At 67.6% G+C, this 25,934-nt stretch carries 20 protein-coding genes and 1 pseudogene; 7 read left to right on the top strand and 14 right to left on the bottom strand.

Annotated elements, in window-relative coordinates:
• Nucleotides 1–128: 128 nt before the first annotated feature.
• The 3 genes from rnr to rlmB all read left to right on the top strand — a co-directional run bounded on the left by rnr (nt 129) and on the right by rlmB (nt 4,060).
• Nucleotides 129–2,588, top strand: a complete 2,460-nt coding sequence (gene rnr / locus AC5QAB_RS09065) for a ribonuclease R (RefSeq protein ID WP_049442198.1) — start codon at nt 129–131, stop codon at nt 2,586–2,588.
• A gap of 84 nt (nt 2,589–2,672) precedes the next feature.
• Nucleotides 2,673–3,155, top strand: a complete 483-nt coding sequence (locus tag AC5QAB_RS09060; RefSeq protein WP_014646528.1) for a GFA family protein — start codon at nt 2,673–2,675, stop codon at nt 3,153–3,155.
• Nucleotides 3,156–3,316: 161 nt separating this feature from the next.
• The gene (gene rlmB / locus AC5QAB_RS09055) at nt 3,317–4,060 is read left to right on the top strand and encodes a 23S rRNA (guanosine(2251)-2'-O)-methyltransferase RlmB (protein WP_005408775.1); all 744 of its coding nucleotides are present in this window, start codon (nt 3,317–3,319) and stop codon (nt 4,058–4,060) included.
• A 77-nt stretch (nt 4,061–4,137) separates the two neighbouring features.
• Here the strand turns inward: rlmB and AC5QAB_RS09050 are convergent, their stop codons facing one another.
• Genes AC5QAB_RS09050 through AC5QAB_RS09040 form a run of 3 tightly spaced genes read right to left on the bottom strand, consistent with a single transcriptional unit; the run spans nt 4,138 to nt 8,770 of the window.
• Entirely contained in the window at nt 4,138–5,577 is a 1,440-nt protein-coding gene (locus AC5QAB_RS09050) for an efflux transporter outer membrane subunit (RefSeq protein ID WP_164076951.1), read from the bottom strand.
• On the bottom strand, nt 5,574–7,532 hold the full coding sequence (locus AC5QAB_RS09045; RefSeq protein ID WP_329855755.1) for a MacB family efflux pump subunit: 1,959 nt from the start codon (nt 7,530–7,532) through the stop codon (nt 5,574–5,576). The genes AC5QAB_RS09050 and AC5QAB_RS09045 overlap by 4 nt, the downstream gene beginning before the upstream one ends.
• Nucleotides 7,529–8,770 (bottom strand): efflux RND transporter periplasmic adaptor subunit, encoded by a 1,242-nt coding sequence (locus tag AC5QAB_RS09040; protein ID WP_329855757.1) that lies wholly within the window; start codon nt 8,768–8,770, stop codon nt 7,529–7,531. Before AC5QAB_RS09040 ends, AC5QAB_RS09045 begins: the two co-directional genes overlap by 4 nt.
• 204 nt (nt 8,771–8,974) lie before the next feature.
• On the opposite strand from AC5QAB_RS09040, the gene AC5QAB_RS09035 reads away from it, so the two are divergent.
• The 3 genes from AC5QAB_RS09035 to AC5QAB_RS09025 all read left to right on the top strand — a co-directional run bounded on the left by AC5QAB_RS09035 (nt 8,975) and on the right by AC5QAB_RS09025 (nt 14,322).
• On the top strand, nt 8,975–9,703 hold the full coding sequence (locus tag AC5QAB_RS09035; protein ID WP_004151313.1) for a response regulator: 729 nt from the start codon (nt 8,975–8,977) through the stop codon (nt 9,701–9,703).
• 6 nt (nt 9,704–9,709) lie between these two features.
• Nucleotides 9,710–11,119 carry an ATP-binding protein gene (locus AC5QAB_RS09030; RefSeq protein WP_495233355.1) on the top strand — a complete coding sequence of 470 codons (1,410 nt, stop codon included), beginning with the start codon at nt 9,710–9,712 and terminating at the stop codon, nt 11,117–11,119.
• 176 nt (nt 11,120–11,295) lie between these two features.
• Nucleotides 11,296–14,322 carry a ligand-binding sensor domain-containing diguanylate cyclase gene (locus tag AC5QAB_RS09025; protein ID WP_041864114.1) on the top strand — a complete coding sequence of 1,009 codons (3,027 nt, stop codon included), beginning with the start codon at nt 11,296–11,298 and terminating at the stop codon, nt 14,320–14,322.
• Between the two features lie 162 nt (nt 14,323–14,484).
• Here the strand turns inward: AC5QAB_RS09025 and rnt are convergent, their stop codons facing one another.
• The 11 genes and pseudogenes from rnt to pstS (AC5QAB_RS08970) all read right to left on the bottom strand — a co-directional run bounded on the left by rnt (nt 14,485) and on the right by pstS (AC5QAB_RS08970) (nt 24,077).
• Entirely contained in the window at nt 14,485–15,135 is a 651-nt protein-coding gene (gene rnt, locus AC5QAB_RS09020; RefSeq protein ID WP_041863214.1) for a ribonuclease T, read from the bottom strand.
• A 131-nt stretch (nt 15,136–15,266) separates the two neighbouring features.
• A pseudogene (locus tag AC5QAB_RS09015) lies at nt 15,267–15,786 on the bottom strand (HvfX family Cu-binding RiPP maturation protein).
• A 24-nt stretch (nt 15,787–15,810) separates the two neighbouring features.
• Entirely contained in the window at nt 15,811–16,566 is a 756-nt protein-coding gene (locus AC5QAB_RS09010; RefSeq protein WP_495233354.1) for an HvfC family RiPP maturation protein, read from the bottom strand.
• Entirely contained in the window at nt 16,559–17,434 is an 876-nt protein-coding gene (locus AC5QAB_RS09005) for an HvfB family MNIO-type RiPP peptide maturase (protein ID WP_164076948.1), read from the bottom strand. Before AC5QAB_RS09005 ends, AC5QAB_RS09010 begins: the two co-directional genes overlap by 8 nt.
• Nucleotides 17,421–17,774, bottom strand: a complete 354-nt coding sequence (locus AC5QAB_RS09000) for an HvfA family oxazolone/thioamide-modified RiPP metallophore (RefSeq protein ID WP_014646537.1) — start codon at nt 17,772–17,774, stop codon at nt 17,421–17,423. The genes AC5QAB_RS09005 and AC5QAB_RS09000 overlap by 14 nt, the downstream gene beginning before the upstream one ends.
• Nucleotides 17,775–18,010: 236 nt before the next feature.
• Complete coding sequence (gene phoU, locus AC5QAB_RS08995) at nt 18,011–18,718, bottom strand: phosphate signaling complex protein PhoU (protein ID WP_005408787.1); 708 nt, start codon at nt 18,716–18,718, stop codon at nt 18,011–18,013.
• 76 nt (nt 18,719–18,794) lie between these two features.
• Complete coding sequence (pstB, locus tag AC5QAB_RS08990; RefSeq protein WP_005408788.1) at nt 18,795–19,625, bottom strand: phosphate ABC transporter ATP-binding protein PstB; 831 nt, start codon at nt 19,623–19,625, stop codon at nt 18,795–18,797.
• A 19-nt stretch (nt 19,626–19,644) separates the two neighbouring features.
• Complete coding sequence (pstA, locus tag AC5QAB_RS08985; RefSeq protein WP_014646538.1) at nt 19,645–20,508, bottom strand: phosphate ABC transporter permease PstA; 864 nt, start codon at nt 20,506–20,508, stop codon at nt 19,645–19,647.
• Complete coding sequence (pstC, locus tag AC5QAB_RS08980; protein WP_005412771.1) at nt 20,508–21,476, bottom strand: phosphate ABC transporter permease subunit PstC; 969 nt, start codon at nt 21,474–21,476, stop codon at nt 20,508–20,510. The genes pstA and pstC overlap by 1 nt, the downstream gene beginning before the upstream one ends.
• Before the next feature lie 79 nt (nt 21,477–21,555).
• Nucleotides 21,556–22,644 carry a phosphate ABC transporter substrate-binding protein PstS gene (pstS, locus tag AC5QAB_RS08975; RefSeq protein ID WP_241884748.1) on the bottom strand — a complete coding sequence of 363 codons (1,089 nt, stop codon included), beginning with the start codon at nt 22,642–22,644 and terminating at the stop codon, nt 21,556–21,558.
• 416 nt (nt 22,645–23,060) lie between these two features.
• On the bottom strand, nt 23,061–24,077 hold the full coding sequence (gene pstS / locus AC5QAB_RS08970; RefSeq protein ID WP_014646540.1) for a phosphate ABC transporter substrate-binding protein PstS: 1,017 nt from the start codon (nt 24,075–24,077) through the stop codon (nt 23,061–23,063).
• Nucleotides 24,078–24,630: 553 nt separating this feature from the next.
• On the opposite strand from pstS (AC5QAB_RS08970), the gene AC5QAB_RS08965 reads away from it, so the two are divergent.
• Nucleotides 24,631–25,863, top strand: coding sequence for a porin (locus AC5QAB_RS08965; protein ID WP_014646541.1), 1,233 nt, complete (start codon nt 24,631–24,633; stop codon nt 25,861–25,863).
• Nucleotides 25,864–25,934 lie beyond the last annotated feature (71 nt).

The following is a 25,934-nucleotide window of genomic DNA, read 5'->3' as shown; positions in this document are numbered from 1 at the left end:
GTTCCAGAGGCGCAATTGTGAAGATGAATCCGCAGGCTGTCAACGACTTCCTGAATGTTTTTGACGCGATCGCTTGAAGGCGACCGCTGACCCGTTCTGCACGCCGCCAGCGGCTACCATGTAGGGCGATGACTACCAAAAAACCAAGCAAGGGCGGGAGCAAGTCCCGCAGCCAGGCCCCGAACAAGGGCGCCAAGGCGGGTGCAGCCCGCACCACCAAGCCGGGCAAGCCGCTGCCGGGCTGGTTCCCCGAATTGAATGAAGGCGGTGCACCGCCACGCGGCCGCAAGGTCCGCAGTACCGATGCACCGGGCCCGGCCCCGGGCCGCAAGCTGCCGCCGGCCGGCAAGGTGATCGACGATCCCTATGCCGCTCGCGAAGCGGAGAAGTACGAACAGCCCATCGCCAGCCGCGAGGCCATCCTGGCCCTGCTGGAGCGTTGCGAAGGGCCGCAGACCGCCGAGGAACTGGGCGCGCGCCTGGGCCTGACCGCTCCGGACCGGGCCGAGGCGCTGTCGCGCCGGCTCGGTGCGATGGTCCGCGACGGCCAGCTGGTGCAGAACCGTCGCGGCGGTTTCGCCCCGATCCAGACCCTGAACCTGGTCACCGGTGTGGTGATCGCCAACCCGGAAGGGTTCGGCTTCCTGCGCCCGGTCGAGGGCGGCGACGACCTGTTCCTGCCGCCTTATGAAATGCGCAAGGTCATGCACGGCGACAAGGTGCTGGCCCGCGTGACCGGCATCGATCACCGTGGCCGTCGCGAAGGCAGCATCGCCCGCGTGCTGGAGCGCGGCATGACCCGCCTGATCGGCCGCTTCAGCATCGAGATGGGCATCAACTACGTGGTGCCCGACGACAAGCGCGTGCAGCGCAACGTGCAGGTGCCGCCGGACCAGACCGGTGGTGCGCGCGACGGCCAGCTGGTGGTCTGTGAACTGACCCAGGCGCCGGACAGCCGCCGCCCGCCGATCGGCCGCATCATCGCGGTGCTCGGCGACAAGCTGACCGCGTCGCTGGTGGTGGAGACCGCCATCCATGGCCACGAGCTGCCGTTCGAGTTCCCGCAGGAGGTGCTGGACGAAGCGGCCTCGGTGCCGCTGGTGGTCGAGCCGGCGATGATTGGCGACCGTGTCGACCTGCGCAGCACGCCGCTGGTCACCATCGATGGCGAGGATGCCAAGGACTTCGACGACGCGGTGTACTGCGAGCCGAATGCCGAGGGTTTCCGCCTGGTGGTGGCGATTGCCGACGTCTCGAATTACGTTCGCCCTGGTACGCCGCTGGATGAAGAGGCGCAGAAGCGTGCGACGTCGGTGTACTTCCCGGGCTTCGTGGTGCCGATGCTGCCGGAGACACTGTCCAACGGCATCTGCTCGCTGATGCCGAAGGTCGACCGCATGTGCTTTGTCTGCGACATGCAGATCGACCGCGATGGCCTGGTCACGCATTCGCGCTTCTACGAGGCGGTGATGAACTCGCATGCGCGCCTGACCTACACCCAGGTGTGGAAGGCGGTGGGCGAGGACGATGCCGATACCAAGGCCTGGATGGGCGACCTGCTGCCGCAGGTGCAGCGCCTGCACCAGCTGTACAAGGTGCTGTCCAAGGCACGCGCCAAGCGCGGTGCCATCGAATTCGAAAGCAGTGAAGTGCGCTTCGTGCTGGACAACCGTGGTGAAGTGACCCAGGCCGGCATGCTGGTGCGCAACGACGCGCACAAGCTGATCGAGGAGTGCATGATCGCGGCCAACGTCGAGGCCGCCAGGTACCTGCTGTCGCGCCATGTGCCGGCGCCGTACCGCATCCACGAGAAGCCGCCGGAAACCAAGTACGCCGACCTGCTGGAATTCCTCAAGGAGTTCAAGCTGAGCCTGCCGCCGTGGTCGAAGGTGCGCCCGGGCGATTACACCAAGCTGCTGAAGAAGATCCGCGACCGCCCCGATGCCACGCTGCTGGAATCGGTGTTGCTGCGCAGCCAGAGCCTGGCGATCTACAGCCCGGAGAATCACGGCCACTTCGGCCTGGCGCTGGAGGCGTACGCGCACTTCACCTCGCCGATCCGCCGTTACCCCGACCTGCTGGTGCACCGTGCGATCAAGCATGCGTTGTCCGGCAAGCCGCTGGACAAGTTCACCTACAACGCGCGCGAAATGGCGGCCCTGGCGCTGCAGTGTTCCGAGCGCGAGCGCCGTGCCGACGAAGCCGAGCGCGAGGTCGACGAGCGTTACCGCGCGGCGTGGATGGAAAAGCACGTGGGCGGCCAGTTCGACGGCGTGATCAGCGGCGTGACCAGCTTCGGCCTGTTCGTGGAACTGGACGAGTCCAAGGTGCAGGGCCTGGTGCATGTGACCCAGCTGCCGCAGGACTATTACAAGTTCGACGCCACCCGCAAAACGCTGACCGGCGAACGCCGCGGCAGCAGCTACCGGCTGGGTGACCGCGTGCGGATCCTGGTGCTGAAGGCCAGCATGGAAGAGCGCAAGATCGACTTCCGCCTGGTCGAGCACAAGGGCGAGGACGAGGGCGATGGCCTGCCGCCGCCGCCCGAGCGGGGCAAGCCGGCCAAGCGCACCAAGAAGAAGTATTGAAAGGTGTGCCGACCAACGGTTGGCACCTACCGCAACTGGTAGGTGCCAACCTTGGTTGGCACGACGTTCCGGAGGAACCCCAGCATGCAAGGCCAACCCGAATACAGTGGCGGCTGCCAGTGCGGCGCGGTCCGCTTCCAGGCGCGTGGCGAGCTCACCGACAGCTCGATCTGCCATTGCCGGATGTGCCAGAAGGCGTTCGGTGCCTATTACGCGCCGCTGGTATCCGTGCGCGGCGTGCAGTTCAGCTGGACCCGCGGCCAGCCGCGCTATTTCCAGTCGTCCAACGTGGTGCGGCGTGGTTTCTGCGCCGACTGCGGTACACCCCTGACCTATGAAGCCCCGGATGGCGTGGCCGTGGCTGCCGGCGCCTTCGATGAGCCGGAACGCCTGCCACCGACGATCCAGTACGGGGTGGAGCGCAAGCTGCCGTTCGTCGACAGCCTGTCCGGCCTGCCGGCGCGGCGCACCGAGGACGACGTCGCCGCGCTGGAGTTCCTGGCCACCATCGTCTCCCACCAGCACCCCGACCACGACACCCCGCACTGGCCGCCGCGCAGTCGGTAACGCCCCTCTAGCGCCGAGCCCACGCTCGGCTGCTCCGGGTTCAGGCTTCATCGGCCCCCCGCCAGCCGAGCATGGGCTCGGCGCTACAGAGGGGCGGCCGGTCGCAGCGCCCGGCCTGCCGATGCTCTACCATAGCCACCCCCTTTCCGGTCCCCGCCCGCATGAGCAAGAACAGCCAGTGGATTGTCGGCGTCAACGCCGTCGCCTCCTCCATCGAGAACGACGCCGAGAACGTCCGCGAAGTGCTGGTCGAGGCCGGTGCGAAGAACCCGCGCCTGACCGAGATCGAAGAGAACGCCCGCCGCAAGGGCATCGATGTGCGCAAGGTGAACAGCCAGGCGCTGGACGGTGTTGGCGGTTCGGTGCGCCACCAGGGCGTGGCCGCGCGCTACGCCGCCGCCCGTACCTACAGCGAGAACGAGCTGGAAGGGCTGGTCACCGCGGCCGAGGGCAAGGCCCTGCTGCTGGTGCTCGACGAGGTGCAGGACCCGCACAACCTCGGCGCCTGCCTGCGCTCGGCCGCTGCCGCCGGGGCGACCGCGGTGATCATCCCGAAGGACAAGTCGGCCACGGTCAATGCCACTGTGCGCAAGACTTCGGCCGGTGCCGCCGACCTGATCCCGGTGGTGGCGGTGACCAACCTCTCGCGCTGCCTGAAGGACCTGCAGAAGCAGGGCGTGTGGATCTACGGCCTGGCCGGTGAAGCCACGGCCTCGCTGTACCAGCTGGACCTGAAGGGCAACATCGCGCTGGTGCTGGGCGGCGAAGCCGATGGCCTGCGCCGCCTGACCCGCGAGAACTGCGATGGCCTGGTCAAGATCCCGATGCCGGGCGAGATCGAGAGCCTGAACGTCTCCGTCGCCGCCGGCGTCAGCCTGTTCGAGGCCGTGCGCCAGCGCGGTTGATCGGCCAGCGCGATGTGATCGGGGTCAGATCCCTTTTCCAATGGGAAAAGGGATCTGACCCCGTTTCATGTCCCGCCTCACCCCGCGCTGCCGCCCAACGCCTTGAACAGCGTCACGTCGTTGTTGAGCTGGCCCTGGCGCGCGCGTGCCAGCGACAGTTCGGCATCACGCCGGGTCTGCTGCGCTTCCAGCCAGGTGCGCAGATCGGTGGCACCCACGCGGTAACGCACTTCCTGCGCGCGTTCCACTTCCACCGCTTCGTCGTATGAAGCCTGCGAGGCCGCCACCTGGCGCGCCAGCTGCTCGCGCGCCGACAGTGCGTTGTCCACTTCCGAGAGCGCGGTATACAGCGTCTTGCGGAAGTTGCTGGCGGCGATCTGGTAGGTGGTGCCGGCGATATCGGTATCCAGCTGCGCACGCTGCAGGTTGAGGAACGGCAGCGACAGGCCGGCGCCCAGCGTGGCCACCGGGTTGCGCAGCACATCGCCCAGCGAGGTCGCGCTGGAACCGAGGCTGCCGGTCAGGCTCAGCGCAGGGTAGTACTGGGTGGCGGTGACCTTGATGGTCTTCAGGCTGTTGCGCAGGCGAAGTTCGGCCGCGCGCAGATCGGGGCGGCGGCCGAGCAGATCGGTCGGCAGGCCTTCGCTGATGGCTGGGCTGCGTGCGCCCAGCAGGTCCTGTGGTTCGTCCTGCTGGGGCCAGGGCGTGCCGTCCAGCAGCACGGTCAGCGCGTTGCGCACCTCCACCCGCTGCTGTTCCAGCGCGCTCTGCGAGGACCGCTGCGACTGCAGGTTCTGCAGTGCCTGGCGCACTTCCAGGCGCGATACCGCACCGGCGTCGAAGCGGGCCTGCACCAGTTCGCGGGTGCGTTCCAGGCGCTCCAGGTTGGCCTGGCCGGTGGCGATCGACTGGTTGAGGTAGGCCAGGTTCCAGTACTGGGTGATGGTGTCGCTGATCACCAGCAGCGCGGTGTTCTGCCGGTCTTCCTCGCTGGCCTCGGCTTCCCAGCGGGCGATGTCGCGCTGGGTGCGCAGGCGGCCCCACAGGTCCACTTCCCAACCCAGCGAGACGCCGGTGGAATAGCTGCGGCGCCAATCATCAGACTGGTCGGTGGCGCGGCTGGCGCTGCCGCTCACGCCGGATGACGAGGGCTGCGGCCACAGTGCGTTGCTGGCCAGGCCGGCCTGCAGGCGCGAACGCTGCACGGCCAGGCCGGCGGCGGCCAGATCGCTGTTGGCGGCCAGCGCCTGCGCCACCAGACGGTCCAGGCGTTCATCGCCGAAGCCGGTCCACCAGGTGTCCTGGCGGATGTCGCGGCCCGGTGTATCCAGGCTGCTGCGCGGGTCATCGGCTGGCGCGTTGAGGGTGGCATCGCCACGTCCATACTGCGCCGCCACGGCCGGGTCGTGCACCGGGTAGCGGCCGACCGACGCGCAGCCGGACAGGGCGAGTAGAACGGCACCGGCCAGCAGCAGGTGCCGGGGAGCGGGGAAGGGCAGTCGGGTCATCATCTTCATTCGCGGGCCAGGGCCTCCACCGGGTCGAGCTGCGCGGCGTTGCGCGCTGGCAGGAAGCCGAACGCAACGCCGATCAGGGTCGAGCAGGCAAACGCGGCGACGATCGAGGCGGTGGAGAACAGCACCTGGAAGTCGCTGGCGAAGCGGCCGATCATCGAGCCCAGCAGCAGGGCCAGGCCGATACCGAGCACGCCGCCGAGCAGGCAGACCAGCACCGCTTCGATCAGGAACTGCTGGCGGATATCACTCTGCCGTGCACCGACGGCCATGCGCACCCCGATCTCGCGGGTGCGCTCGGTCACCGATACCAGCATGATGTTCATCACGCCGATGCCACCGACCAGCAACGCGATGGCGGCGATGGCACCGATCAGCAGGGTCATCGTGCGCGTGGTCTGCTCGATGGTCTCGCGGATCTCGGCGCTGTTGCTGAGGAAGAAATCCTCGGTGCCATGGCGCAGGGTCAGCAGGCGGGTGATCGCTTCCTGCGCGGCGTCCATCGGCGTGTCATCGTCCACGCGCACGGTGATGCTGGACACGTGGCTCTGGCCGAGCATGCGCGACATCACCGTGGTGTACGGCACCCACACGCTGAGGCTGGTGCTGCCGCCGAAGCCGAAACTCTGCCGCTTGGCCACGCCGACCACGCGCGCCGGCACGTTGCCGAGCAGGATCACCTGGCCGACCGGGTCGACATCGGGAAAGAACTGGGACTGGGTGTTCTCGTCGATCACCGCCACCTGGCCCAGGCCCTTGACCGCATCGGCATCGAAGAAGCTGCCGCTGAGCAGGGTCACGCCCTTGACCCGGAAGAACTGCTCGCCAACGCCGCTGACCTGGGCGGTGGACGACTGGTTGCGGTAACGCGCGGTGACCGAAGTCGATACGCTGGGGGTGGCGCTGTCCACGTAGCTCTGCCTTGCCAGTGCATCGGCATCGCTGGCCTTGAGCGTCTGTACGCGCGCCGAGCGCATGTCGCCGAAACCGCGGCCGGGATAGACGTCGATGGTATTGGTGCCGAGCGCGCTGATGTTCTGCAGGATCTGCTGCTGGGAGCCATTGCCCAGCGCCACCACCGAGACCACCGAGGCGATGCCGATGATGATGCCGAGCATGGTCAGGAAGGTTCGCAGCCGATGTGCGTTCATCGCCAGCAGCGCCATGCGGAACGCTTCGGTGAAGCGGTCGCGCGCGGCCCGCCAGCTGTTGCCGTGGGCGACGCCGGTACTGGCCTCGCGCTGCGCACGGTAGGTCGGCGCATTCGGGTTGGCGCGGTCGGCGATGATCTCGCCATCGCGGATTTCGATGATGCGCTGCGCGTGCTCGGCCACGCTCATGTCGTGGGTGACGATGATGATGGTGTGGCCTTCGGCATGCAGTTCGCCGAGGATCGCCATCACTTCCTCGCCGGATTTCGTGTCCAGCGCGCCGGTCGGTTCGTCGGCCAGGATCACCTCGCCGCCGTTCATCAGGGCGCGTGCGATCGACACGCGCTGCTGCTGGCCACCGGACAGCTGGCCCGGCTTGTGATGCATGCGGTCGCTCAGGCCCAGCCGCTGCAGCAGTTGCTCGGCACGCGCGTTGCGCACCGGGCCGGGGCTGCCGGCGTACACCGCCGGCACTTCCACGTTGCCGCGCGCATCCAGGTCGCCGAGCAGGTGGTAGCGCTGGAAGATGAAACCGAAATGCTCGCGGCGCAGTTCGGCCAGTTCGTCCGGTTGCATCTTCCCGGTTTCGCGGCTGGCCACCTGGTAGCTGCCACGGGTGGGACGATCGAGGCAGCCGAGGATGTTCATCAGCGTCGACTTGCCCGAGCCGGACTGGCCGACGATGGCCACCATCTCACCGGCGTGGATGTCGAGATTGACGTCGCGCAGCACGGCGATCACATCATCGCCGGCCGGGAATTCACGTCGCAGGTCGCGCAGGCGCAGCAGCGGCGCCGTCGTGCTCATCGGCGCCCCATGCCCGGGCCGCCAACCCGCATCTGCATGCCGCCGCGGTTGCCGCCGCCGGCGCTGGCACCGGCCGCACCCGCTTCTCCAACCACCACGCGCTCGCCTTCCTTCAGCCCGGACAGGATCTCGGCCGAGGCGCCATTGTTGATGCCCACCGTGACCTTGCGCGGCTGCGGCTGGCCCTTGTCGTCCAGCACCCGCACCATGCGCTCGTCGCCACGGCGCTTCGGCCCCAGCGCCACTGCCGGCACCATCAGCACGTCCTTGGCCTGCTTGAGCAGCACCGAGACCTGCGCGGTCATGTCGATGCGCAGCGTGCCATCCGGGTTCTCCACGTCGAACAGCGCGTTGTAGTAGACCGCGCTGCTGGAACTGGAACTGGAGGAGCTGCTGGAGCTGGATGAATTCTCGTTGGCGATCGAGGCTGGCGCCGGATTGATCTGGCGCAGCGTGGCGTGGTACTTGCGGTCCGGGTCGCCGAGCGTGGTGAAGTACACCGGCATGCCGGCCTTGATCTTGACCACGTCGGCCTCGGAGATCTCCGCATTGACGGTGACCACGTCCAGCCGCGCCAGCATGACGATGGTCGGCGCGGTCTGGTTGGCGTTCACCGTGCGGCCTTCCTCGGCCACCACCGCCACCACGGTGCCGTCCATCGGCGCGGTGATGCGGGTGTAGGCCAGGTTGGCGCGGGCGGTGCCCAGCTCGGTTTCGCGGCCCTTGATCTGCGCCTCGTAGGACTGCAGCTGGGCACGGGCGGTCTTCAGCTGCGCCTCGGCGGCATCGTATTCCTGGCGCGAGGTGGCCTCGGCGGCCAGCATCTGCTGCTGGCGCGCGAATTCCAGTTCGGCCTGGCGCAGGGTGGCCTGCTGGACGGCGCGCTGGGCGGTGACCTGGTCCAGCGAGGCCTGCGCGTTGAGCACCTGGTTCTGCTGGGTGGTGGCGTCGATCTCGGCAATCAGGTCGCCTTCCTTCACGGTGTCGCCCAGCTGCACCTTCAGCGACTTGATCTGGCCCGAGGCCTGCGCACCGACGCTGACCAGCTTGTAGGCATCGATCACGCCGGTGGCGTCCACCGTCTGCTCGATGTCACCGCGGCTGACCGGCGAGGTGGCCACCGCCGGCGCGGCGGGCTTGCGCAGCAGCCACCAGGCGGTCGCGGCGACGATCAGGGCAAGCAGGGCGATCAGTATCAGGCGACTCCGGCGGGTCGCGGGCAGCAGGCGGAACGTCACGTCGTGGCTTCACTCTCGGGGCCGCGCGTGCGGCGTTGGCGGGCATTGTGAAGACCGGGCGATGGACGGCTCAATCCTCGGGGTATGTCTGTATGTAACACTGTCGGTGAATACGCGTAACCACAGGTATCCCGCCCGTGGGTGGATACACTGGTACGCATTGCCCCGGATGCGGTTCAGCTGCCGACACGGGATGATCGCGACATGGAGACTGAAAACCCGATGCATCGACTGCTGATCGTCGACGACGACAACGACATCCGCACGCTGCTGGCCGAGCAGCTCGGCCGCGCCGGCTACCAGGTGAGCACTGCCGCCGATGGCACCGCCATGCGCCAGCTGCTGGACCGCGAGCACGTGGACCTGATCGTGCTCGACCTCAACCTGCCGCGCGAGGATGGCCTGACCCTGTGCCGCGACCTGCGTGCGCGCTCGAACACGCCGGTGATCATGCTGACCGCACGCGCCGAGCCGATCGATCGCGTGCTGGGCCTGGAAATGGGCGCCGATGACTACCTGGCCAAGCCGTTCGAACCGCGCGAGCTGCTGGCACGCATCCGCAACGTGCTGCGCCGGACCGAGGCGCTGCCGGCCAACCTGGAGCCGCTGGCGGTGCGCCGTGCGCGCTTCTCGCGCTGGGTGTTCGACCTGGAGCATCGCCACCTGGTCGATCCGGATGACCGCGTGGTGGTGCTGTCCGGCGCCGAGTTCCGCCTGCTGCGGGTGTTCATCGCGCACGCCAACAAGGTGCTGTCGCGCGAGCAGCTGGTCGCGCTCAGCAGTGGCCGCAACTACGAGGCACAGGACCGCGCGATCGACCTGCAGGTCAGCCGCCTGCGCAACAAGCTGGGCGACGACGGTGGCCCGGACGGACTGATCAAGACCGTGCGCAACGAGGGCTACGTGCTGGCCTCCGCGGTCAACCTGGAATAAGCCGCGATGAAGCGCCTGCGCCATTTCCTGTCCTCGATGGTCGGGCGGTTGTTCGTGATCCTGCTGCTGGGCATGGCGGTGGCTGCGATCGGCGCGACCATGCTGGCCACTTCCAAGCGCCAGCAGGAGTTCGAGCGGCAGAACCTGAACCGCATCGCCGACCGCCTGCAGGGCTACGTCAACCTGCTGGACGGCAATCCGGAGCTGCGCGAGCGCCTGCTGGCGATCGGCGGGCCGAGCGTGCGCGCGCTGCAGCCCGGAGCCCGCCTCGGGCGTGCCGACACGGCGCTGATGGAAGTGCTGGAAGACCGCCCCGGACCGGTGTCGCGCGCGCATGTGCACTTCGCTTCGTTCCGCTCCTGCATTCCCAAGCTGCAGGACCTGCTGCCGCCGCCACCGCCGGGTCACCGGCGGCCGCCGCGCGAACGCGACCCGGCGTTCATCCCGCCCAAGTGCCGCGCGGTGGACGTGACCCTCAACGACGGCACGCTGCTGAAACTGGCGCTGGACTCGCCGGCGGTGGCGCACAACGGCATCCTCGCCGTGGACCCGTGGTTCCTGACCCTGCTGGTGCTGGCGATTGCCGTGCTGGCCTATATCGTTGCGCGCATGGCCAGTGCGCCACTGCAGGAACTGGCCGCCGCTGCCGAGGATCTCGGCGACGATCTGCAGCGCGACCCGTTGCCATTGCGCGGGCCGCGTGAAGTGCAGCGCGCCGCCGAAGCCTTCAACGCCATGCAGCACCGCCTGCAGCGGCACCTGGCCGAACGCACGCAGATGCTGGCGGCGATCACCCATGACCTGCAGACGCCGCTGACCCGGTTGCGCCTGCGCCTGGAGAATGTCAGCGACGAAGCCCTGCGCGAGCGCCTGATCGGTGACCTGGCGGCGATGCAGGCGCTGGTGCGCGAGGGCCTGGAACTGGCCCGCAGTGCCGAGAGTGCCGAGCAGCGCGCCGCACTCGACCTGGATTCACTGCTGGAGAGCATCGTCGAGGACACCGCCGAAGGCGGCGCCGACGTGGTCTTCGAGGGGGGCAGTGGTTCGGTGCTGATGCTGCGTCCGCTGGCCATGCACCGCCTGTTCTCCAACCTGGTGGACAACGCGGTGATGTACGCGCAGCGGGCGCGGGTACGGGTCGAGCGCAGCGGCGGTGCGATCACCGTAGTGGTGGCCGATGACGGTCCCGGCCTGGCCGAAGCGCAGCTGGAGGCGGTGTTCGATCCGTTCGTGCGGGTGGAAACCTCGCGTTCGCGCCAGACCGGCGGGGCCGGCCTGGGCCTGACCATCGCCCGCGCCCTGGCCGAGAAGGACGGCGCGCGGCTGTGGCTGCGCAACCGGGCCGAAGGTGGCCTGGAGGCGGTGGTGCAGTGGCCGGCCAGTGCCCAGGTGGTGGCGCCCGGCCGCGCCGGCTGAGCCGGCGGGCCGCGGACGGTGACGCCGGGGCCGGGGTTTGGCCTATCATCTGCCCATCTCCCCAGTCTCCCCTCGATGAGCCAGCCCGTTCCCGCCGGCATGCCAGTGCGCGCTGCCCGGCTGTTCCCGCACGCTGCCGCGCCCTGCAGCCGCACCTGGCCGCCGCTGCTGCGGTGATGGGCGGGCAGGGGGACGAGGGGCGCTGGGTGGAGCGCCGCGCATCAGGATTCAGGCGGGCACTGCGGCAGGGCCTGCTGTGGTTGCTGCTGGCCCTCGCGCTGCCGCTGGCGGCACAGGAGGGCGCGCCCCCGCTGCGCGACTACGCCATCGACGTATGGACCTCGCGCAACGGCCTGCCGCACAACTCGCTGCGCGACATCGCACAGACGCCGGAGGGCCATCTGTGGTTCGCCACCTGGGAAGGGCTGGTGCGCTACAACGGACTGGACTTCACCGTGTTCGACCGCAGTACGCGCCCGGGCCTGCGCGACAACGGCATCGGCGCACTGTTCGTCGACCGCCAGGGCGGGCTGTGGATCAGCGATTCGCGCGGCAACGTCAGCCACCGCGGCAGCGACGGCCAATGGCGGGTCTGGGAGCACCAGGCCGGTACACCGCAGGTGCTGATCCAGTCCATGCAGATGGACAGCCAGGGCCGGCTGTGGCTGCTGTACGAAGGCAAGGGCATCGGCTACCTGACGCCGGATGCCGGCATCGTCTACCAGGCACCGGCGGCGGACCTGCCGATGGCAATGAGCTTCACCAAGCTGGTGGTCGATGCACAGGACCGGGTATGGGTCGGCACGCTCGACGGGCTGGTGCTGCGCGACAACGACGGCGTGCTCAAGCGCGCGCCCGCCGCGTGGGGGCTGGGCGCCGGCAGCGGCCTGTCGTGGCCGTACCGGGCACCGGATGGCGCGCTGTGGATCGTCGCCGGCGAGCGCCTGTACCGGGTGGAGGACGACCAGCTGGTGCTGGTGCACCGCCTGCCGGGCCAGCTGCACATGACCTCGATGCTGCAGGACCGGCATGGCGATCTGTGGCTGGGTACCGAGAACCAGGGCCTGCTGCGCATTTCCGCCCATGGCCTGGAGCGGCTGCCGGCCGGCCTGAACCTGCCGGGCGGACGCGTGGTCAGCCTGCGCGAGGATGCCGAAGGCAGCATCTGGGTGGGAGCCAATGGGGGCCTGTACCGCCTGCGCGAAACACTGTTCAGCAGCTTCACCGAGCGCGATGGGCTCAGTGGCGACTACGTGCGCACGGTGTTCGAGGATCGCGACCGCCAGCTGTGGGTCGGCAGCGCCAGCGGCCTTGACCTCCAGACCCGCGACGGTCGTTTCCGCGCGGTACCGCTGCACAACCGCGGCGGCAAGGCGCCCTCGGTACTGAGCCTGGCACAGGGGCCGGACGGTGACCTGTGGGTGGGAACCTTCGGCGACGGCGTTTACCGGCTGGGTCGCGATGGGGGCCTGCGCCACAACTATGCGGCGGCTGACGGCATGCCGGGCGGCAACATCCGTGCGATCACCGTTGACCCGCAGGGCGTGGTCTGGGCCGGCACGCAGAAGGGCGTGGTGCGCATCGACGGCGACCGGGTGCAGGTCTCGAACGTGCCGGGTATGCCCGGCGGCCTGATTACCGCGCTCGAGCATGACCACCAGGGCAACCTGTGGATCGGCACCATCGAAGGCATCCGCGTGCTGCGTGGCGACCACGTGCAGTCGATCGACCTGGCCCCGCTGGGGGGCGGCCGCAGCGTGTTCGGCTTCCACCAGCTGGGCGATGCGATGTGGATCAGCAGTGATCGTGGCCTGTACCGCTGGCGCAACGGTGCGCTGGCGCGGGTCGGCCTGGAGCAGGGCATGCCGGTGGACGCGGTGTTCCAGCTGGTGCCGGACCGCCTCGGCAATGTCTGGATCAGCAGCAACCGTGGTGTGCTGCGCACCGACATGGCCACCCTCAATGCGGTGGCCGATGGCCGCACGCCGCGGGTGGTGCTGGAGCGCTACAACGAGATCGACGGCATGGCCAATGCACAGGCCAATGGCAGCTCCAGTCCATCGGCGATCCTGCGCCAGGATGGCACGTTCTGGGTGGTCACCGCCGGTGGCCTGAGCACGGTCGACCCGCAACGCCTGCAGCGTTTCCGCGAGCGGCCATCGCCGCCGGCGGCGATCGAGAGCGTGCAGGTGGATGGTGCGCCGGTGCACTGGGAGGGACCGGACCGCAATTACATTCCCGGTGGCCGCCGGTTGGCGGTGAGCTATGTCGGCCTGAGCTACCTGATGTCCGACCGGATCCGCTACCGCACGCGGCTGGATGGCCTCGATGCCGGCTGGGTCGAGCGTGGCCCGCAGCGCAGCGTCGAGTTCGTTGGCCTGCCGCCGGGCGACTACACCCTGCATGTGGCTGCGGCGCATCCGGGCGGCAGCTGGGGCCAACAGGAGGCGGTGTGGAGCTTCAGCGTCGAGCCGTTCTGGTGGCAGCGGCGCAGCGTACAGGCGCTGGGCGGGCTGTTGCTGCTGGCCGGCCTGGTGGCACTGTACCGCCTGCTGCTGCAGCAGCTGAAGGCCAGCAACCTGCGCCTGGCGCGGCGGGTGGACGACGCGACCTTCGACCTGCAGGCCAAGACCGTGCACCTGCAGGCGCTGAACCAGGAAAAGACCGAGCTGGCCGAGCGCCTAGCGCGCCAGGCCGAAGCCTTCGAGCGCCAGGCCCGCGAGGATGCGCTGACCGGGCTGGCCAACCGCCGCGGCTTCGACGAGACGCTGGCGCGTGACTTCGCCCGTTCGCAGCGCAGTGGTCATCCACTGTGCCTGGTGGTGCTGGACATCGACCATTTCAAGGACGTCAACGACCGCCACAGCCACAGCATCGGCGATGCCGTGCTGGTGCAGGTGGCGACGCTGATCGCAGCCGCCAGCCGCGACTCCGACCTGCCGGCGCGCACCGGCGGCGAAGAGTTCGCGCTGCTGCTCAACGACACCCGCCTGGAGGAAGCCGCGCAGCTGTGCGCGCGCCTGCGCGGCCTGTTCCATGACCACCCCGACTGGGCCGGTGTGGAAGGCCTGCGCGTGACCTTCAGTGCGGGGCTGGTGGAGCTGGATGCCGACGACCGCACCCCGGCGCTGCTGTACCAGCGCGCAGACCGCGCGCTGTACCGCGCCAAGAGCGACGGCCGCGATCGTACGAGCATTGGTTGATCGCATCCACGCATGGCGTGGATCTACTGTGCGGCGATTGATTCGCCACCATGCATCGATGGAACGACGTCGGCCTGTAGAGTCGAGCCGTGCTCGACTACCGCGCGGCAGCGCGGAAAAAGGTGCAGCCGAGCATGGCTCGGCTCTACAGAAAGCGCTGTCTTACCGCGGCCAGGCGTTGGCGATGGTGCAGAACAGCCGCGCGGTCTGCTCGGTGTCATATACCGCGCTGTGCGCTTCATTCGCATCCCAACCCAGCCCGGCGGCAGTGGCCGCACGCGCCAGCACGGTCTGGCCGTAGGCGATACCGGCCAGGGTGACCGTGTCGAACACGCTGAACGGATGGAACGGGTTGCGCTTGTGGCCGGTCCGCGCCACGGCCGCGTTGACGAAGCCGAGGTCGAAATGGGCGTTGTGGCCAACCAGGATCGCGCGCTGGCAGCCGTACTTCTTCATCGCCGCACGCACCGGGGTGAAGATGTGGTCCAACGCCGCTTTTTCTTCCTTGGCCAGCCGGAACGGATGGTCGAGGATGATGCCGGTCACTTCCAGCGACTTCGGGTCGATCTCCAGGCCCTCGGCCGGGACCACGTGGGCACTGGCGGTCTGGCCGGGGTAGAGCAGGCCGTTCTCGTCCATCTCGATCGGCACCGCAGCGATTTCCAGCAGCGCATTGCGCTGGCTGTCGAAGCCGCCGGTTTCCACATCCACCACCACCGGCAGGAAGCCGCGGAAGCGTTGTGACATCGCGCGCTGCGCCTGGGGAACTGCGGAATCGGGAACGGCGGCAGGTGCGGGGATGGGGTCAGTCATGCGTGAATTCTATCAGAGCAGCCCTGAGCGCCCGGCCACGCAGCCCATGCCAGCCACCGTGGTGGCACGAACGCAGAACCCGGTAGGTGCCAACCTTGGTTGGCACATGACGCGCCGACCAAGGTCGGCATCTACCGAACCGCTGGCCGCGCAGGTGTGGCCGAGGGAGACCACCGCGCCAGCCACGCGTCCACGCTCAGCTTGCCGGCGCCGGTGAAGATCAGCGGCAGCAGCATGGCCATGAACAGCACCGGCAGCTTGAAGTTGCCGAAGCCCTGGTCGCTGATCGCATAGCCCATGGCCAGGTCGGCCAGCGAGTTCCACTCCATCGGCCAATGCACCGCATAGGTGGCCACCACGGTCAGCACCAGCAGGCTCGCGGCGGCGAAACGGGTGCCGAAACCGAACAGCAGGCAGGCCGCCCCGAGCAGTTCGAACCAGGTCGCCAGTTGCCAGTTCAGGGTGGCCGGCAACTGGTCGAACGGGAATGGAAAGGCGTCCTGCAGGTCGGCGAACCAGTTCTGGCCGCGCAGCTTCTCGCGGCCGGATTCGAAGAATTCCCAGGCCAGCAGCAGGCGCAGGCCGAGCGGGGCCAACCAGGGGGCGACGGTCCAGCTGGCCACGCGCGGCGGCCAGGGTCGGAAGGTTCATCAGGGGATCTCCGCAAATGGGGTGTCAGGGCGGGGCGGTGAGCGGGCCGATCACGCCGGCCTGCAGGAACTGCCGCAGCAGCGCGGCACCGGGGCCGGCCAGCGCGTCTTCGGCCAGCCCATGCGTGGTGGCGAGGCGTTGCAGGTACGTACGGCCTTCCAGCCCAGGCTGTTCACCGATGCTGGACAGCAGGTGCACCGCCAAGGGGCTGAGCGCGGCGAATCGCACTTCACCGTCGGCTTCGCGGCGGACCAGCAGGCCGGTGGGTTCTGGGAGGGGCTGGGTCGGCGCATCCTCTGCACCGAGACGGTGCACCGGCCACTGGTACAGCAGCGGCCACGCCAGCGGCGAACGCTGCAGCGGCACCCGCAGCGGATCGACATCGCCAGGCGCAGGAAGTGGCTCGGCCTGCAACTGGTACAGCGCGGTTTCCACCCACTCGTAGTGGGCCAGTTCGGCCAGCCCCGGGTGCGGCAGCTGCGGCTGTGCCTGCAGCCACTGCACGAACTCGGCGGCCAGCTCGGTGAACAGGGGGGTCTGGCAGCGATGGGTGGCGAAGTAGTGGCGCACCAGCGCGCTCCATGCCGGTTCGCCGAGCAGGCGGACGCAGACCGGGAAACCGTTGCTCAGGAGCCCGAGCAGGTTGTTGAACAGCAGGTGCTGGTACACCGCCAACCGGCGTGCATCCAGGCCGGCCGGTGCAGGCACCGCCTGTGGATCGCGCAGGTGCGTGGTGAACGCGTGCTGCTGCGCGCGCAGGGTGTCGATAGCGTCAGCCATGTGCAGCCCCGGCGTGTGCGGCCTGCAGGCGGCGGATGGTCTGCAGTTCGCCCTGCAGTTCCGCATAGGGCGGGAAATTGAAATCGCGTTCGAGCAGGGTGGGGCGTGGGCCGATGCGTGCATAGGTACGCGCCAGCAACTCCCAGACCGGATCAATCACCGCGCTGCCATGGGTATCGATCTTCAGGTCGGGTGCCTCGTCCAGGTGCCCGGCCACGTGCAGGCAGACGATGCGCTGCGCGGGCAGGCCGGCGATGAAGGCATCGGCATCGTAGCCGTGGTTGCAGGCGTTGACGTAGACGTTGTTGACGTCCAGCAGCAGGTCGCAGTCGGCTTCGGCGAGCACCGCATTGGTGAACGCCAGCTCGTCCATCGCCGGTTCCGGCGCCAGGTAGTAGGACACGTTCTCCACCGCGATGCGGCGGCCGAGCAGGTCTTGCACGTGGCGGATGCGCTGCGCGGTATGGCGCACGGCTTCGTCGGTGAAGGGAATCGGCAGCAGGTCGTACAGGTGGCCGTCGTCGCTGCAGTAGCTCAGGTGCTCGCTGTACAGCGGTACGCGGTGCTTTTCGAGGAACCGGCCGACCTGCTCCAGCAGCTGGGTGTCCAGGGCGGCACTGCCGCCCAGCGACAGCGACAGGCCGTGGCAGCTCAGCGGATGGCGGTGTGCCAGTTCGGCCAGGGCATCACCGGCCGGGCCGCCGACATGGATCCAGTTCTCCGGCGCGCATTCCAGGAAGTCGAAGTCGCCTGCCGGAGCGTCACGCAGATCCTGCAGCAGCGCCCGGCGCAGGCCCAACCCTGCAGCCGCCGCGCGAAGCGGCGACTGCGGGTGGACCAGGCTGGCGCGGACGTCAGTGCTTGCCACCGCACTTGCCTTCGCCGCACTTGCCTTCAGCCGACTTCGTGTCGCCGGTCTTGGCCTTGGCGCCCGCTGCGCCGGCAGCCTTGCCCTTGTCGGCACCGCACTTGCCTTCGCCGGTCTTGCCGTCGGCACCACACTTGCCTTCGGCGTGCTTGGTCGCGTCGGCTGCCATCTTGGTATCGGCGGCCTTGGCATCGGTGCTGGCCTTGGCTGCCTGGCCGGCCACCAGGTAGCCCTGGGCGAGGTCGCTCATGCTCAGCGCCGAGGCGCTGGCGGTCATGCCCAGGCCGGCGGCCAGGGCGGTAGCGGTCAGCAGGGACAGGGTCTTGTTGGAACTGCTCATCGGTCTTACTCCTGGGTGGTGGGCAGGTGCCCGGGGTGAATCGATGGTGCAGCGATCCTACTCAACGAATCCTCGCCAAGAACTCAAATTTTCGTGAGATCTGTTACAGAAGCATCCGGCAGGTCCGCACCGGGCAAGCCCGGCGCGCCCAATGCGGGGGAACACCCCAAAAAAGAAGGCCGCTGTCACCAGGACAGCGGCCACCTTGGAGTCGACTCCGGTGTTGCAGTGCAGCGTCAGGGCTGGCCGGTGCTGGAGGTCTCGTCGCGCTTTTCACGCGGTGGCAGCGGCTGCTCGCCATGCACCAGGAACCATACGTTCTCGGCGATGTTGGTGGCGTGGTCGCCCACGCGCTCCAGGTTCTTGGCCATGAACAGCAGGTGCGTGCACGGGGTGATGTTGCGCGGGTCTTCCATCATGTAGGTCAGCAGCTCGCGGAACAGCGCGGTGTACTGCGCGTCCAGGCGGGCGTCGTCCTCACGCAGTTCCAGCGCGGCATCAGCATCGTTGTCGCGGTAGGCGGCAATGGCACGCCGGACCTGCTGCGCGGCCAGGCGGCCCAGTGCACGCAGGCCCTGGATCTGCGGCAGCGGCGGCACCTTGCCCAGCGCGATCGAGCGCTTGGCGACGTTGGCAGCGTAGTCACCGATGCGCTCGATGTCGGCCGGAATGCGCAGGCCGGCAAGGATCTCGCGCAGGTCGCGCGCCATCGGGCCACGCAGCGCCAGGCGCATCACGTCGTGGCTGATCTGCTGTTCCAGCGCATCGATCGCCTCGTCGTTGGCGATGATGCGATGGGCAGCGTTCTCGTCGCGCTTCTCGATCACGTCCATCGACGCTTCGAGCTGGGCGACGGCCATCTCGCCCATGCGCACGATCTCGGCCACCAGGCGCTGCTGCTCTTCGTCGTAGCTCTTGACGATGTGGTCGTTGGGAAGGTTCATGGTTGTTCCACTCTGTAGAGTCGAGCCACGCTCGACTGATGGTGTCTGCAGGGTCGAGCCGTGCTCGACTGACGTTTCAGCCGAAGCGGCCGGTGATGTAGTCCTCGGTCTGCCGCTGCGACGGCTGCGAGAAGATCACTTCGGTGCGGTCGTGCTCGATCAGGTCGCCCAGGTACATGAAGGCGGTGTAGTCGGACACGCGCGCGGCCTGCTGCATGTTGTGGGTGACGATGACGATGGTGTACTCGTGCTTGAGCTCTTCCACCAGCTGCTCGATGCGGCTGGTCGAGATCGGATCCAGCGCCGAGGTCGGCTCGTCCAGCAGCAGCACCGACGGGCGCAGGGCCACGGCACGGGCGATGCACAGGCGCTGCTGCTGGCCGCCGGACAGGCCCAGTGCGCTCTGCCCCAGCTTGTCCTTCACTTCGTCCCACAGCGCGCCCTGGCGCAGCGCCTGCTCGACGCGGTCGGCCATGTCGGCCTTGCTCAGCTTCTCGTGGTGGCGGATGCCGTAGGCCACGTTCTCGAAGATGGTCATCGGGAACGGCACCGGCTTCTGGAACACCATGCCGACCTTGCTGCGCAGGCGGTTCATCGGGTACTTCGGCGACAGGATGTTCTCGCCGTCCAGCAGCACTTCACCGCGCGCTTCCAGCTTCGGGTACAGCGCGTAGATGCGGTTGAAGATGCGCAGCAGGGTCGACTTGCCGCAACCGGAAGGACCGATCAGCGCGGTCACGCGCTTTTCCGGGATTTCCAGGTTGATGCCCTTCAGGGCGTGGAACTTGTCGTAGTAGAAGTCCAGTCCACGCGCAGCCAGCTTCACCGGCGACGGCGTGTGCAGGCTCTCGTGCGAGGACGGCACGGCGATGCGCTGCATCGGCACGGCGTTGGAAAGGTCGTTCATGGCGTTATCCACGGAAAGGTCAGTCATGGGAGATACGGTTGCGCAGCAGGATGCCGCGGGCGGCAAGGCTGACCAGCAACACGAAGACAGTCAGCACCAGGGCACCGGCCCAGGCCAGCACCTGCCAGGATTCATACGGGCTGCCGGCGAACTGGTTCATCACCACCGGCACCGAGGCCATCGGCTGGAAGATGTTGTTGTTCCAGTACTGGTTGCCGAAGGCGGTGAACAGCAGCGGTGCGGTCTCGCCGGAGATGCGGGCCAGTGCCAGCAGGATGCCGGTGATGATGCCGGCCGAGGCACTGCGGTACAGCACCTGCACGATCACCTTCCACTGCGGGATGCCCAGCGACAGGGCCGCTTCGCGCATCTGCGAGGGCACCAGGCGCAGCATCTCGTCGGTGGTGCGTACCACCACCGGCAGCACGATGAAGGCCAGCGACAGCGCACCGGCGAACGCCGAGAAGTTGCCGCCGGTCTGCATCACGTACAGGGTGTAGACGAACAGGCCGAGCACGATGGACGGGGCCGACAGCAGGATGTCGTTGACGAAGCGGACCACGGTGCCGGCCTTGCGGGCGTTGCCGTACTCGGCCAGCCAGGTGCCCGCCAATACGCCCAGCGGGGTGCCGATGCCGATCGCCAGCGCACACATCACGGCGCTGCCGAAGAAGGCGTTGGCGAGGCCGCCTTCCTGCATCGGCGGCGGCGTCATCTTGGTGAACAGATCCAGGTTGATGCCGGCCAGGCCCTTGGAGGCCAGGGTGAACAGGATCCAGCCCAGGAAGAACAAACCGAACAGCGCGGTGGCGCAGGAAGCGGTGATCGCAACGACATTGCCGATGCGGCGGCGCAGGTACAGGGAGTCAGCGGTGCTGGACATCAGTTGCCCTCCTTGCGGGACAGGCGCATCAGCATCAGGCGGGCGATGGCGAGCACCACGAAGGTGACGATGAAGAGGACGAAGCCGAGCAGCAGCAGGGCCGAACGGTAGGTTTCAGTGGCTTCACCGAAATCGTTGGCGATCAGCGCAGCAATGGTGGTGCCCGGTTCCAGCAGCGACGGCGACAGGCGCACGCTGTTGCCGATCACGAAGGCCACCGCCATCGTCTCGCCGAGGGCGCGGCCGAGGCCGAGGAAGATGCCGCCGATCACCGCCGAGCGGGTGTAGGGCAGCACGATGTCCCAGCTCACTTCCCACTTGGTGGAGCCCAGCGCATAGGCCGATTCCTTCAGGCGGGTCGGCACGGTCAGGAACACTTCGCGCATCACCGAGGAGATGAACGGAATGACCATGATCGCCAGCACGAAGCCGGCGGTGAGCATGCCGATGCCCAGCGGTGGGCCCTGGAACATCGGGCCGATGATCGGCCATTCGCCCAGGGTCTCGTTGAGGAACGGCGTGACGTACTCGGTCATCACCGGCACCAGCACGAACAGGCCCCACATGCCGTAGATGATCGAGGGAATGCCGGCCAGCAGTTCGATGGCGGTACCGACCGGGCCACGCAGCCAGCGTGGCGCGACTTCGGTGAGGAAGAAGGCGATGCCGAAGCTGACCGGCACGGCGATGACCATCGCGATGACGGCGGTGACCAGGGTGCCGTAGATCGGGGCGAGCGCGCCGAACTTGTTCTCGACCGGATTCCAGTCGGCGGAGAAGAAGAAGCTCAGGCCCTGCATCTGCAGGGCATGGCGGCCGCCCCACAGCATCGACAGCGCGGCGCAGGCCAGGGCGATCAGGACGAAGATGACGGTGCCGACCAGCACCCATCGGAACAGTTTGTCGTTGCGGGCATCACGCGCATCACGCGTGGACGGGGCGGCTACAGGCTGGGCGATGGCATTCATGGGGACGGCAGGGCCAGGAAGGGGCGGGGCGGCACGGCGTGGAAGCGGTGCCCGCGCGGGGCGGGCACCGTCGAGTCCGTCACTTCAGGTCGGTCGCCCAGTAGGCCTCGATCTGCTTGACCAGTTCGGCCGGCAGCGGCACGTAGTGCAGCTCGTTGGCCTGGGCCTGGCCGTTCTCGAAGGCCCACTTGAAGAAGGCCAGGGTGTCCTGGTTGCGCTTGGCGTCCTTCGGCTGCTTCTGCATCAGCATGAAGTTGGTGGCGGTGATCGGCCACGCCTGCTCGCCCGGGGCGTTGGTGATGACCAGGTTGAAGTCCTTGGCGCTGGCCCAGTCGGCGCTGGCGGCCGCCGCGGCGAAGGTTTCCGCGCTGGGCTCGACCCAGTTGCCGGCGGCGTTCTGCATGGCGGTGTACGGCATGCCGTTCTGCAGCGCGTAGGCCAGCTCGACGTAGCCGATGGAGCCCTTGATCTGCTTCACGTACGAAGCGACGCCTTCATTGCCCTTGCCACCGACGCCGTCCGGCCACTGCACCGAGGTGCCTTCGCCGACCTTGCTCTTCCACTCCGAGCTGACCTTGGACAGGTAGTTGGAGAAGTTGAAGGTGGTGCCCGAACCGTCCGAACGGTGGACCAGGGTGATCTTGCCGTCCGGCAGCTTCACGCCCGGGTTGGCGGCGACGATGGCCGGATCGTTCCAGGTCTTGACCTTGCCCAGGAAGATGTCGGCCAGCAGGGCGCCGCTCAGGCGCAGCTTGCCGGCTTCCAGGCCTTCGATGTTGACCACTGGCACCACGCCGCCGATGGCCGACGGGAACTGTGCCAGGCCGGCCTGTGCCAGCTCTTCGCTGCTCAGCGGCTTGTCGGAGGAGCCGAAGTCGACGGTGCCGGCCTTGATCTGGGCGATGCCGCCGCCGGAGCCGATCGACTGGTAGTTGATCTTGGCACCGGTGCTGGCGTTGTAGTCGGCCGACCACTTGGAGACCAGCGGGAAGATGAAGGACGCGCCCGCGCCGGACACTTCGGCGGTCACCTTGGCACCGGCAGCGGCCGGGGCAGCGGCACCGTCGGCCGCCGGCTGCTGCGCGGCCTGCTTGTCGCCACCGCAGGCCGACAGGCCCAGGGCGATGGCCAGGGAAAGGGCGGCAAGGCCGGCCGAGTGCAGTTTCATGGTCACTCCATAGCGGGGAAGAGCCGACGTGGTCGGCGGATGCGGCTATGAAATGATGTTTTTGTTACAGCCGTATTACGACCATGACAGAGGTGTCCTGGATCACGTTCTGACAAGGGTTTCACCGGGTTGGCCCCCATCCGGCAGAGCCCCGGAGACCCCGGATCTGCGCACCGGTATGGCGGCCGGTTGGCCCTTGTGGAGTCAAGCCATGTTCGACGGCTCCCTGCCCTCGGTAGGTGCGGACCGTCGGTCCGCACGCTCCAGCACCCAGCCGAGCGTGGGCTCGGCGCTGCAGAGGCAGATGCATGCATCCCCGAAAACAAGAAGAGCGCGAGATCTCGAGGATCTCGCGCCCGGTTGGGGCCGGCGGGGGAGAGAGGACCCGCCGGCCCCGTTCCTGCGGGGGAACGTGCTTACTTCAGGTTCTGCGACCAGTAGGTCTCGATCTGGCGGACCAGGCTGTCCGGCAGCGGCACGTAGTCCAGCTGGCGGGCCTGGGCGTCGCCGCTCTTGTAGACCCAGCGGAAGAACTCCTGGGTGGCCTTGCCGTTGGCAGCGTTCTTCGGCTTCTTGTGCACCAGGATGAAGTTGGTGGCGGTGATCGGCCAGGACTCGGCGCCCGGGGCGTTGGTCATCACCAGGTAGAAGTCCTTGGCGCTGGCCCAGTCGGCGCTGGCGGCAGCGGCGGCGAACGATGCATCGCTCGGCTGGACGAACCTGCCGGCAGCGTTCTTCATCGCCGTGTACGACAGCTTGTTCTGCAGTGCGTAGGACAGTTCGACGTAGCCGATGCCGCCCTTGATCTGCTTCACGTAGGCAGCAACGCCTTCGTTGCCCTTGCCGCCGATGCCGGCCGGCCACTGGACCGAGGTGCCTTCACCGACCGAGCTCTTCCACTCCGGGCTGACCTTGGACAGGTAGTTGACGAAGTTGAAGGTGGTGCCCGAACCATCCGAGCGGTGCACGACGGTGATCTTGGCGCTCGGCAGGGTCACGCCCGGGTTCAGCGCGGCGATGGCCGGGTCGTTCCAGGTCTTGATCTTGCCCAGGAAGATGTTGGCCAGCACGGTGCCGTCCAGCTTCAGTGCGCCCGGGGCGATGCCGGCCACGTTGACCACCGGCACCACGCCGCCGATCACCGACGGGAACTGGGCCAGGCCCGAGGCGGCCAGTTCTTCCGGCTTCAGCGGTGCATCGGAAGAGCCGAAATCAACGGTCTTGGCCTTGATCTGCGCAATGCCGCCGCCGGAACCGATCGACTGGTAGTTGACCTTGTTGCTGGTGGCAGCGTTGTAGTCGGCCGACCACTTCGACATCACCGGGTAGATGAACGAGGCGCCCGCGCCGGTGATTTCAGCGGCGTTGGCGGCGAACACGGACGACGCTGCGAAGACGGCAACGGCAACGCGCGACTTGAAGGCGTGGATCACGGGGTGGCTCCTGGGTTGATTGGAATGCGGGGTTACCCGCCCGGCGCACATTCCATAACGGTTCGATGACAGCGCGGGGACCGTTGTATGACGCATCCGTTACAGCGCTGGCTGACGCTTGCGCAGCGCGGGCCGTGAAGGTTTCGCGCAGCGGCTGAGGCGGTCGTGCGGGCACAAGGGAGGTGCGCCGGCGCCGGTTGCGGTCACCTTGCATAGGTGGCCGATGAGGTGACGGCTGCCTCCCTTCGCGCGGTCGTCGCCTGGCGTTGCGCAGGGATTCCGCGTCATCCGCGCGAAGCCGGGCGGTGCGGACCAGGGTGACCCGGCGGCTTGCCCGCGTGTCGGTGCCGATACACCACGCCATGGGGCGCAACGGATCGATAAGCATGTGCGCGCAAATGAGTCGTACGCATGACCGCACGAAGAAATCTGGGGTTGGTGCTCAATCTGTCATTCGGCTGTCATGGTTTTAACGGAACGTTCGCAAAACGCTTGACCGGCCTGCCGGCGTGGCGTTCTGCCCAAGCCATTCCAACCCTCTGGAGAAATCCAAATGCGTTCCCATTTGCTCGCCGCCGCGGTCGTTGCAAGCCTCGGTCTGGTTTCCGCCGACGCCTTCGCAGCCCCCGCCAGCTCGGGCGTGTCCCAGGCACAGTTGCAGCAGCTGCAGGCACAGATCGCTGCGCTGCAGGCCCAGGTCCAGCAGTTGCAGAACGATTCGCAGGCGCTGCAGGCGCAGTCCGACGCGCAGTCCGAAGTGAACATCACCCAGGCGCAGGCCCTGGAAGGTGCGCAGAAGACCCAGACCAGCGTCGACAAGCTGGCCAAGCTGGTCAATGACAACAAGATTGGCGGTCGCATGTTCTTCGACCTGACCAACATCGACAAGACCAGCAACGGCAAGGACACCGCCGCCAGCGGCACCGGCCTGGACGTCAAGCGCTTCTACCTGACCGTCGACCACAAGTTCAACGACATCTGGTCGGCCAACCTGACCACCGACTTCCAGTACAGCTCGGCCATCGGCAACACCGAACTGTTCGTCAAGAAGGCCTACGTGCAGGGCAGCTTCGACCCGGCCTTCAACCTGCGCGTCGGTGCCGCCGACATGCCGTGGATCCCGTACGTCGAGAAGTTCTACGGCATGCGCTATGTCGAGAACACCCTGACCGACCGCCTGAAGTACGGCAACTCGTCCGACTGGGGCCTGCATGGCTTCGGCAACCTGGGCAACAACTTCAACTACGCCGTCTCGGTCGTGTCCGGCGCCGGCTACAAGAACCCGACCCGCAGCAAGGGCATGGACGTGGAAGGCCGCGTGGCCTACACCCCGAACGAGAACTTCGTGGTCGCCGTCGGCGGCTACAGCGGCAAGCTGGGCAAGGAAACCGACATCCAGAGCGCCGAGAACACCTACACCCGCGCCAACGCGATGGTGGCCTACGCCGACAGCAACTTCCGCGTCGGCGGCGAGTACTTCCAGGCCAAGAACCTCAACAACGTGCTGACCGTTGCCACCGACAAGACCAGTGGCTGGTCGGTGTGGGGCAGCGTGCGCGTGACCGACGGCGGCATCAACGTGTTCGGTCGTTACGATGACACCGACGTCAGCAAGACCCTGGACCCGACCCTGAGCGACAAGTACTGGAACGTCGGCGTCGAGTTCCCGGTCATGAAGAACCTCAAGCTGTCGACCGTGTACAAGTACACGCACCTGGCCAACGCCAGCGACAAGAAGAACGACAAGACCAAGGAATTCGGCGTCTGGGGCGACCTGTCGTTCTGATCTCCTGAAGCACCCTTGTCCATACACGCGGACGGCGGGCCTGGTGCCCGCCGTCTTCGTTTCGTCACAAC

The organism is Stenotrophomonas sp. YJH_SMC_127 (genome assembly GCF_059372445.1).
Note: the sequence above shows the minus strand (reverse complement) of the source record. Positions and strands in the feature narration are given on the sequence as shown.

Excerpts from the sequence above, each read along its gene's own strand:
- AC5QAB_RS09060 (WP_014646528.1), top strand. The coding sequence starts at position 2,673 with ATGCAAGGCCAACCCGAATACAGTGGCGGCTGCCAGTGCGGCGCGGTC.
- rlmB (WP_005408775.1), top strand. The coding sequence starts at position 3,317 with ATGAGCAAGAACAGCCAGTGGATTGTCGGCGTCAACGCCGTCGCCTCC.
- AC5QAB_RS09050 (WP_164076951.1), bottom strand. The coding sequence starts at position 5,577 with ATGAAGATGATGACCCGACTGCCCTTCCCCGCTCCCCGGCACCTGCTG.
- rnt (WP_041863214.1), bottom strand. The coding sequence starts at position 15,135 with ATGACTGACCCCATCCCCGCACCTGCCGCCGTTCCCGATTCCGCAGTT.
- pstC (WP_005412771.1), bottom strand. The coding sequence starts at position 21,476 with ATGAATGCCATCGCCCAGCCTGTAGCCGCCCCGTCCACGCGTGATGCG.
- phoU (WP_005408787.1), bottom strand. The coding sequence starts at position 18,718 with ATGAACCTTCCCAACGACCACATCGTCAAGAGCTACGACGAAGAGCAG.
- pstA (WP_014646538.1), bottom strand. The coding sequence starts at position 20,508 with ATGTCCAGCACCGCTGACTCCCTGTACCTGCGCCGCCGCATCGGCAAT.
- AC5QAB_RS09010 (WP_495233354.1), bottom strand. The coding sequence starts at position 16,566 with ATGGCTGACGCTATCGACACCCTGCGCGCGCAGCAGCACGCGTTCACC.
- AC5QAB_RS09035 (WP_004151313.1), top strand. The coding sequence starts at position 8,975 with ATGGAGACTGAAAACCCGATGCATCGACTGCTGATCGTCGACGACGAC.
- AC5QAB_RS09000 (WP_014646537.1), bottom strand. The coding sequence starts at position 17,774 with ATGAGCAGTTCCAACAAGACCCTGTCCCTGCTGACCGCTACCGCCCTG.
- AC5QAB_RS08965 (WP_014646541.1), top strand. The coding sequence starts at position 24,631 with ATGCGTTCCCATTTGCTCGCCGCCGCGGTCGTTGCAAGCCTCGGTCTG.
- rnr (WP_049442198.1), top strand. The coding sequence starts at position 129 with ATGACTACCAAAAAACCAAGCAAGGGCGGGAGCAAGTCCCGCAGCCAG.
- AC5QAB_RS09045 (WP_329855755.1), bottom strand. The coding sequence starts at position 7,532 with ATGAGCACGACGGCGCCGCTGCTGCGCCTGCGCGACCTGCGACGTGAA.
- AC5QAB_RS09030 (WP_495233355.1), top strand. The coding sequence starts at position 9,710 with ATGAAGCGCCTGCGCCATTTCCTGTCCTCGATGGTCGGGCGGTTGTTC.
- AC5QAB_RS09025 (WP_041864114.1), top strand. The coding sequence starts at position 11,296 with ATGGGCGGGCAGGGGGACGAGGGGCGCTGGGTGGAGCGCCGCGCATCA.
- pstS (WP_241884748.1), bottom strand. The coding sequence starts at position 22,644 with ATGAAACTGCACTCGGCCGGCCTTGCCGCCCTTTCCCTGGCCATCGCC.
- pstB (WP_005408788.1), bottom strand. The coding sequence starts at position 19,625 with ATGAACGACCTTTCCAACGCCGTGCCGATGCAGCGCATCGCCGTGCCG.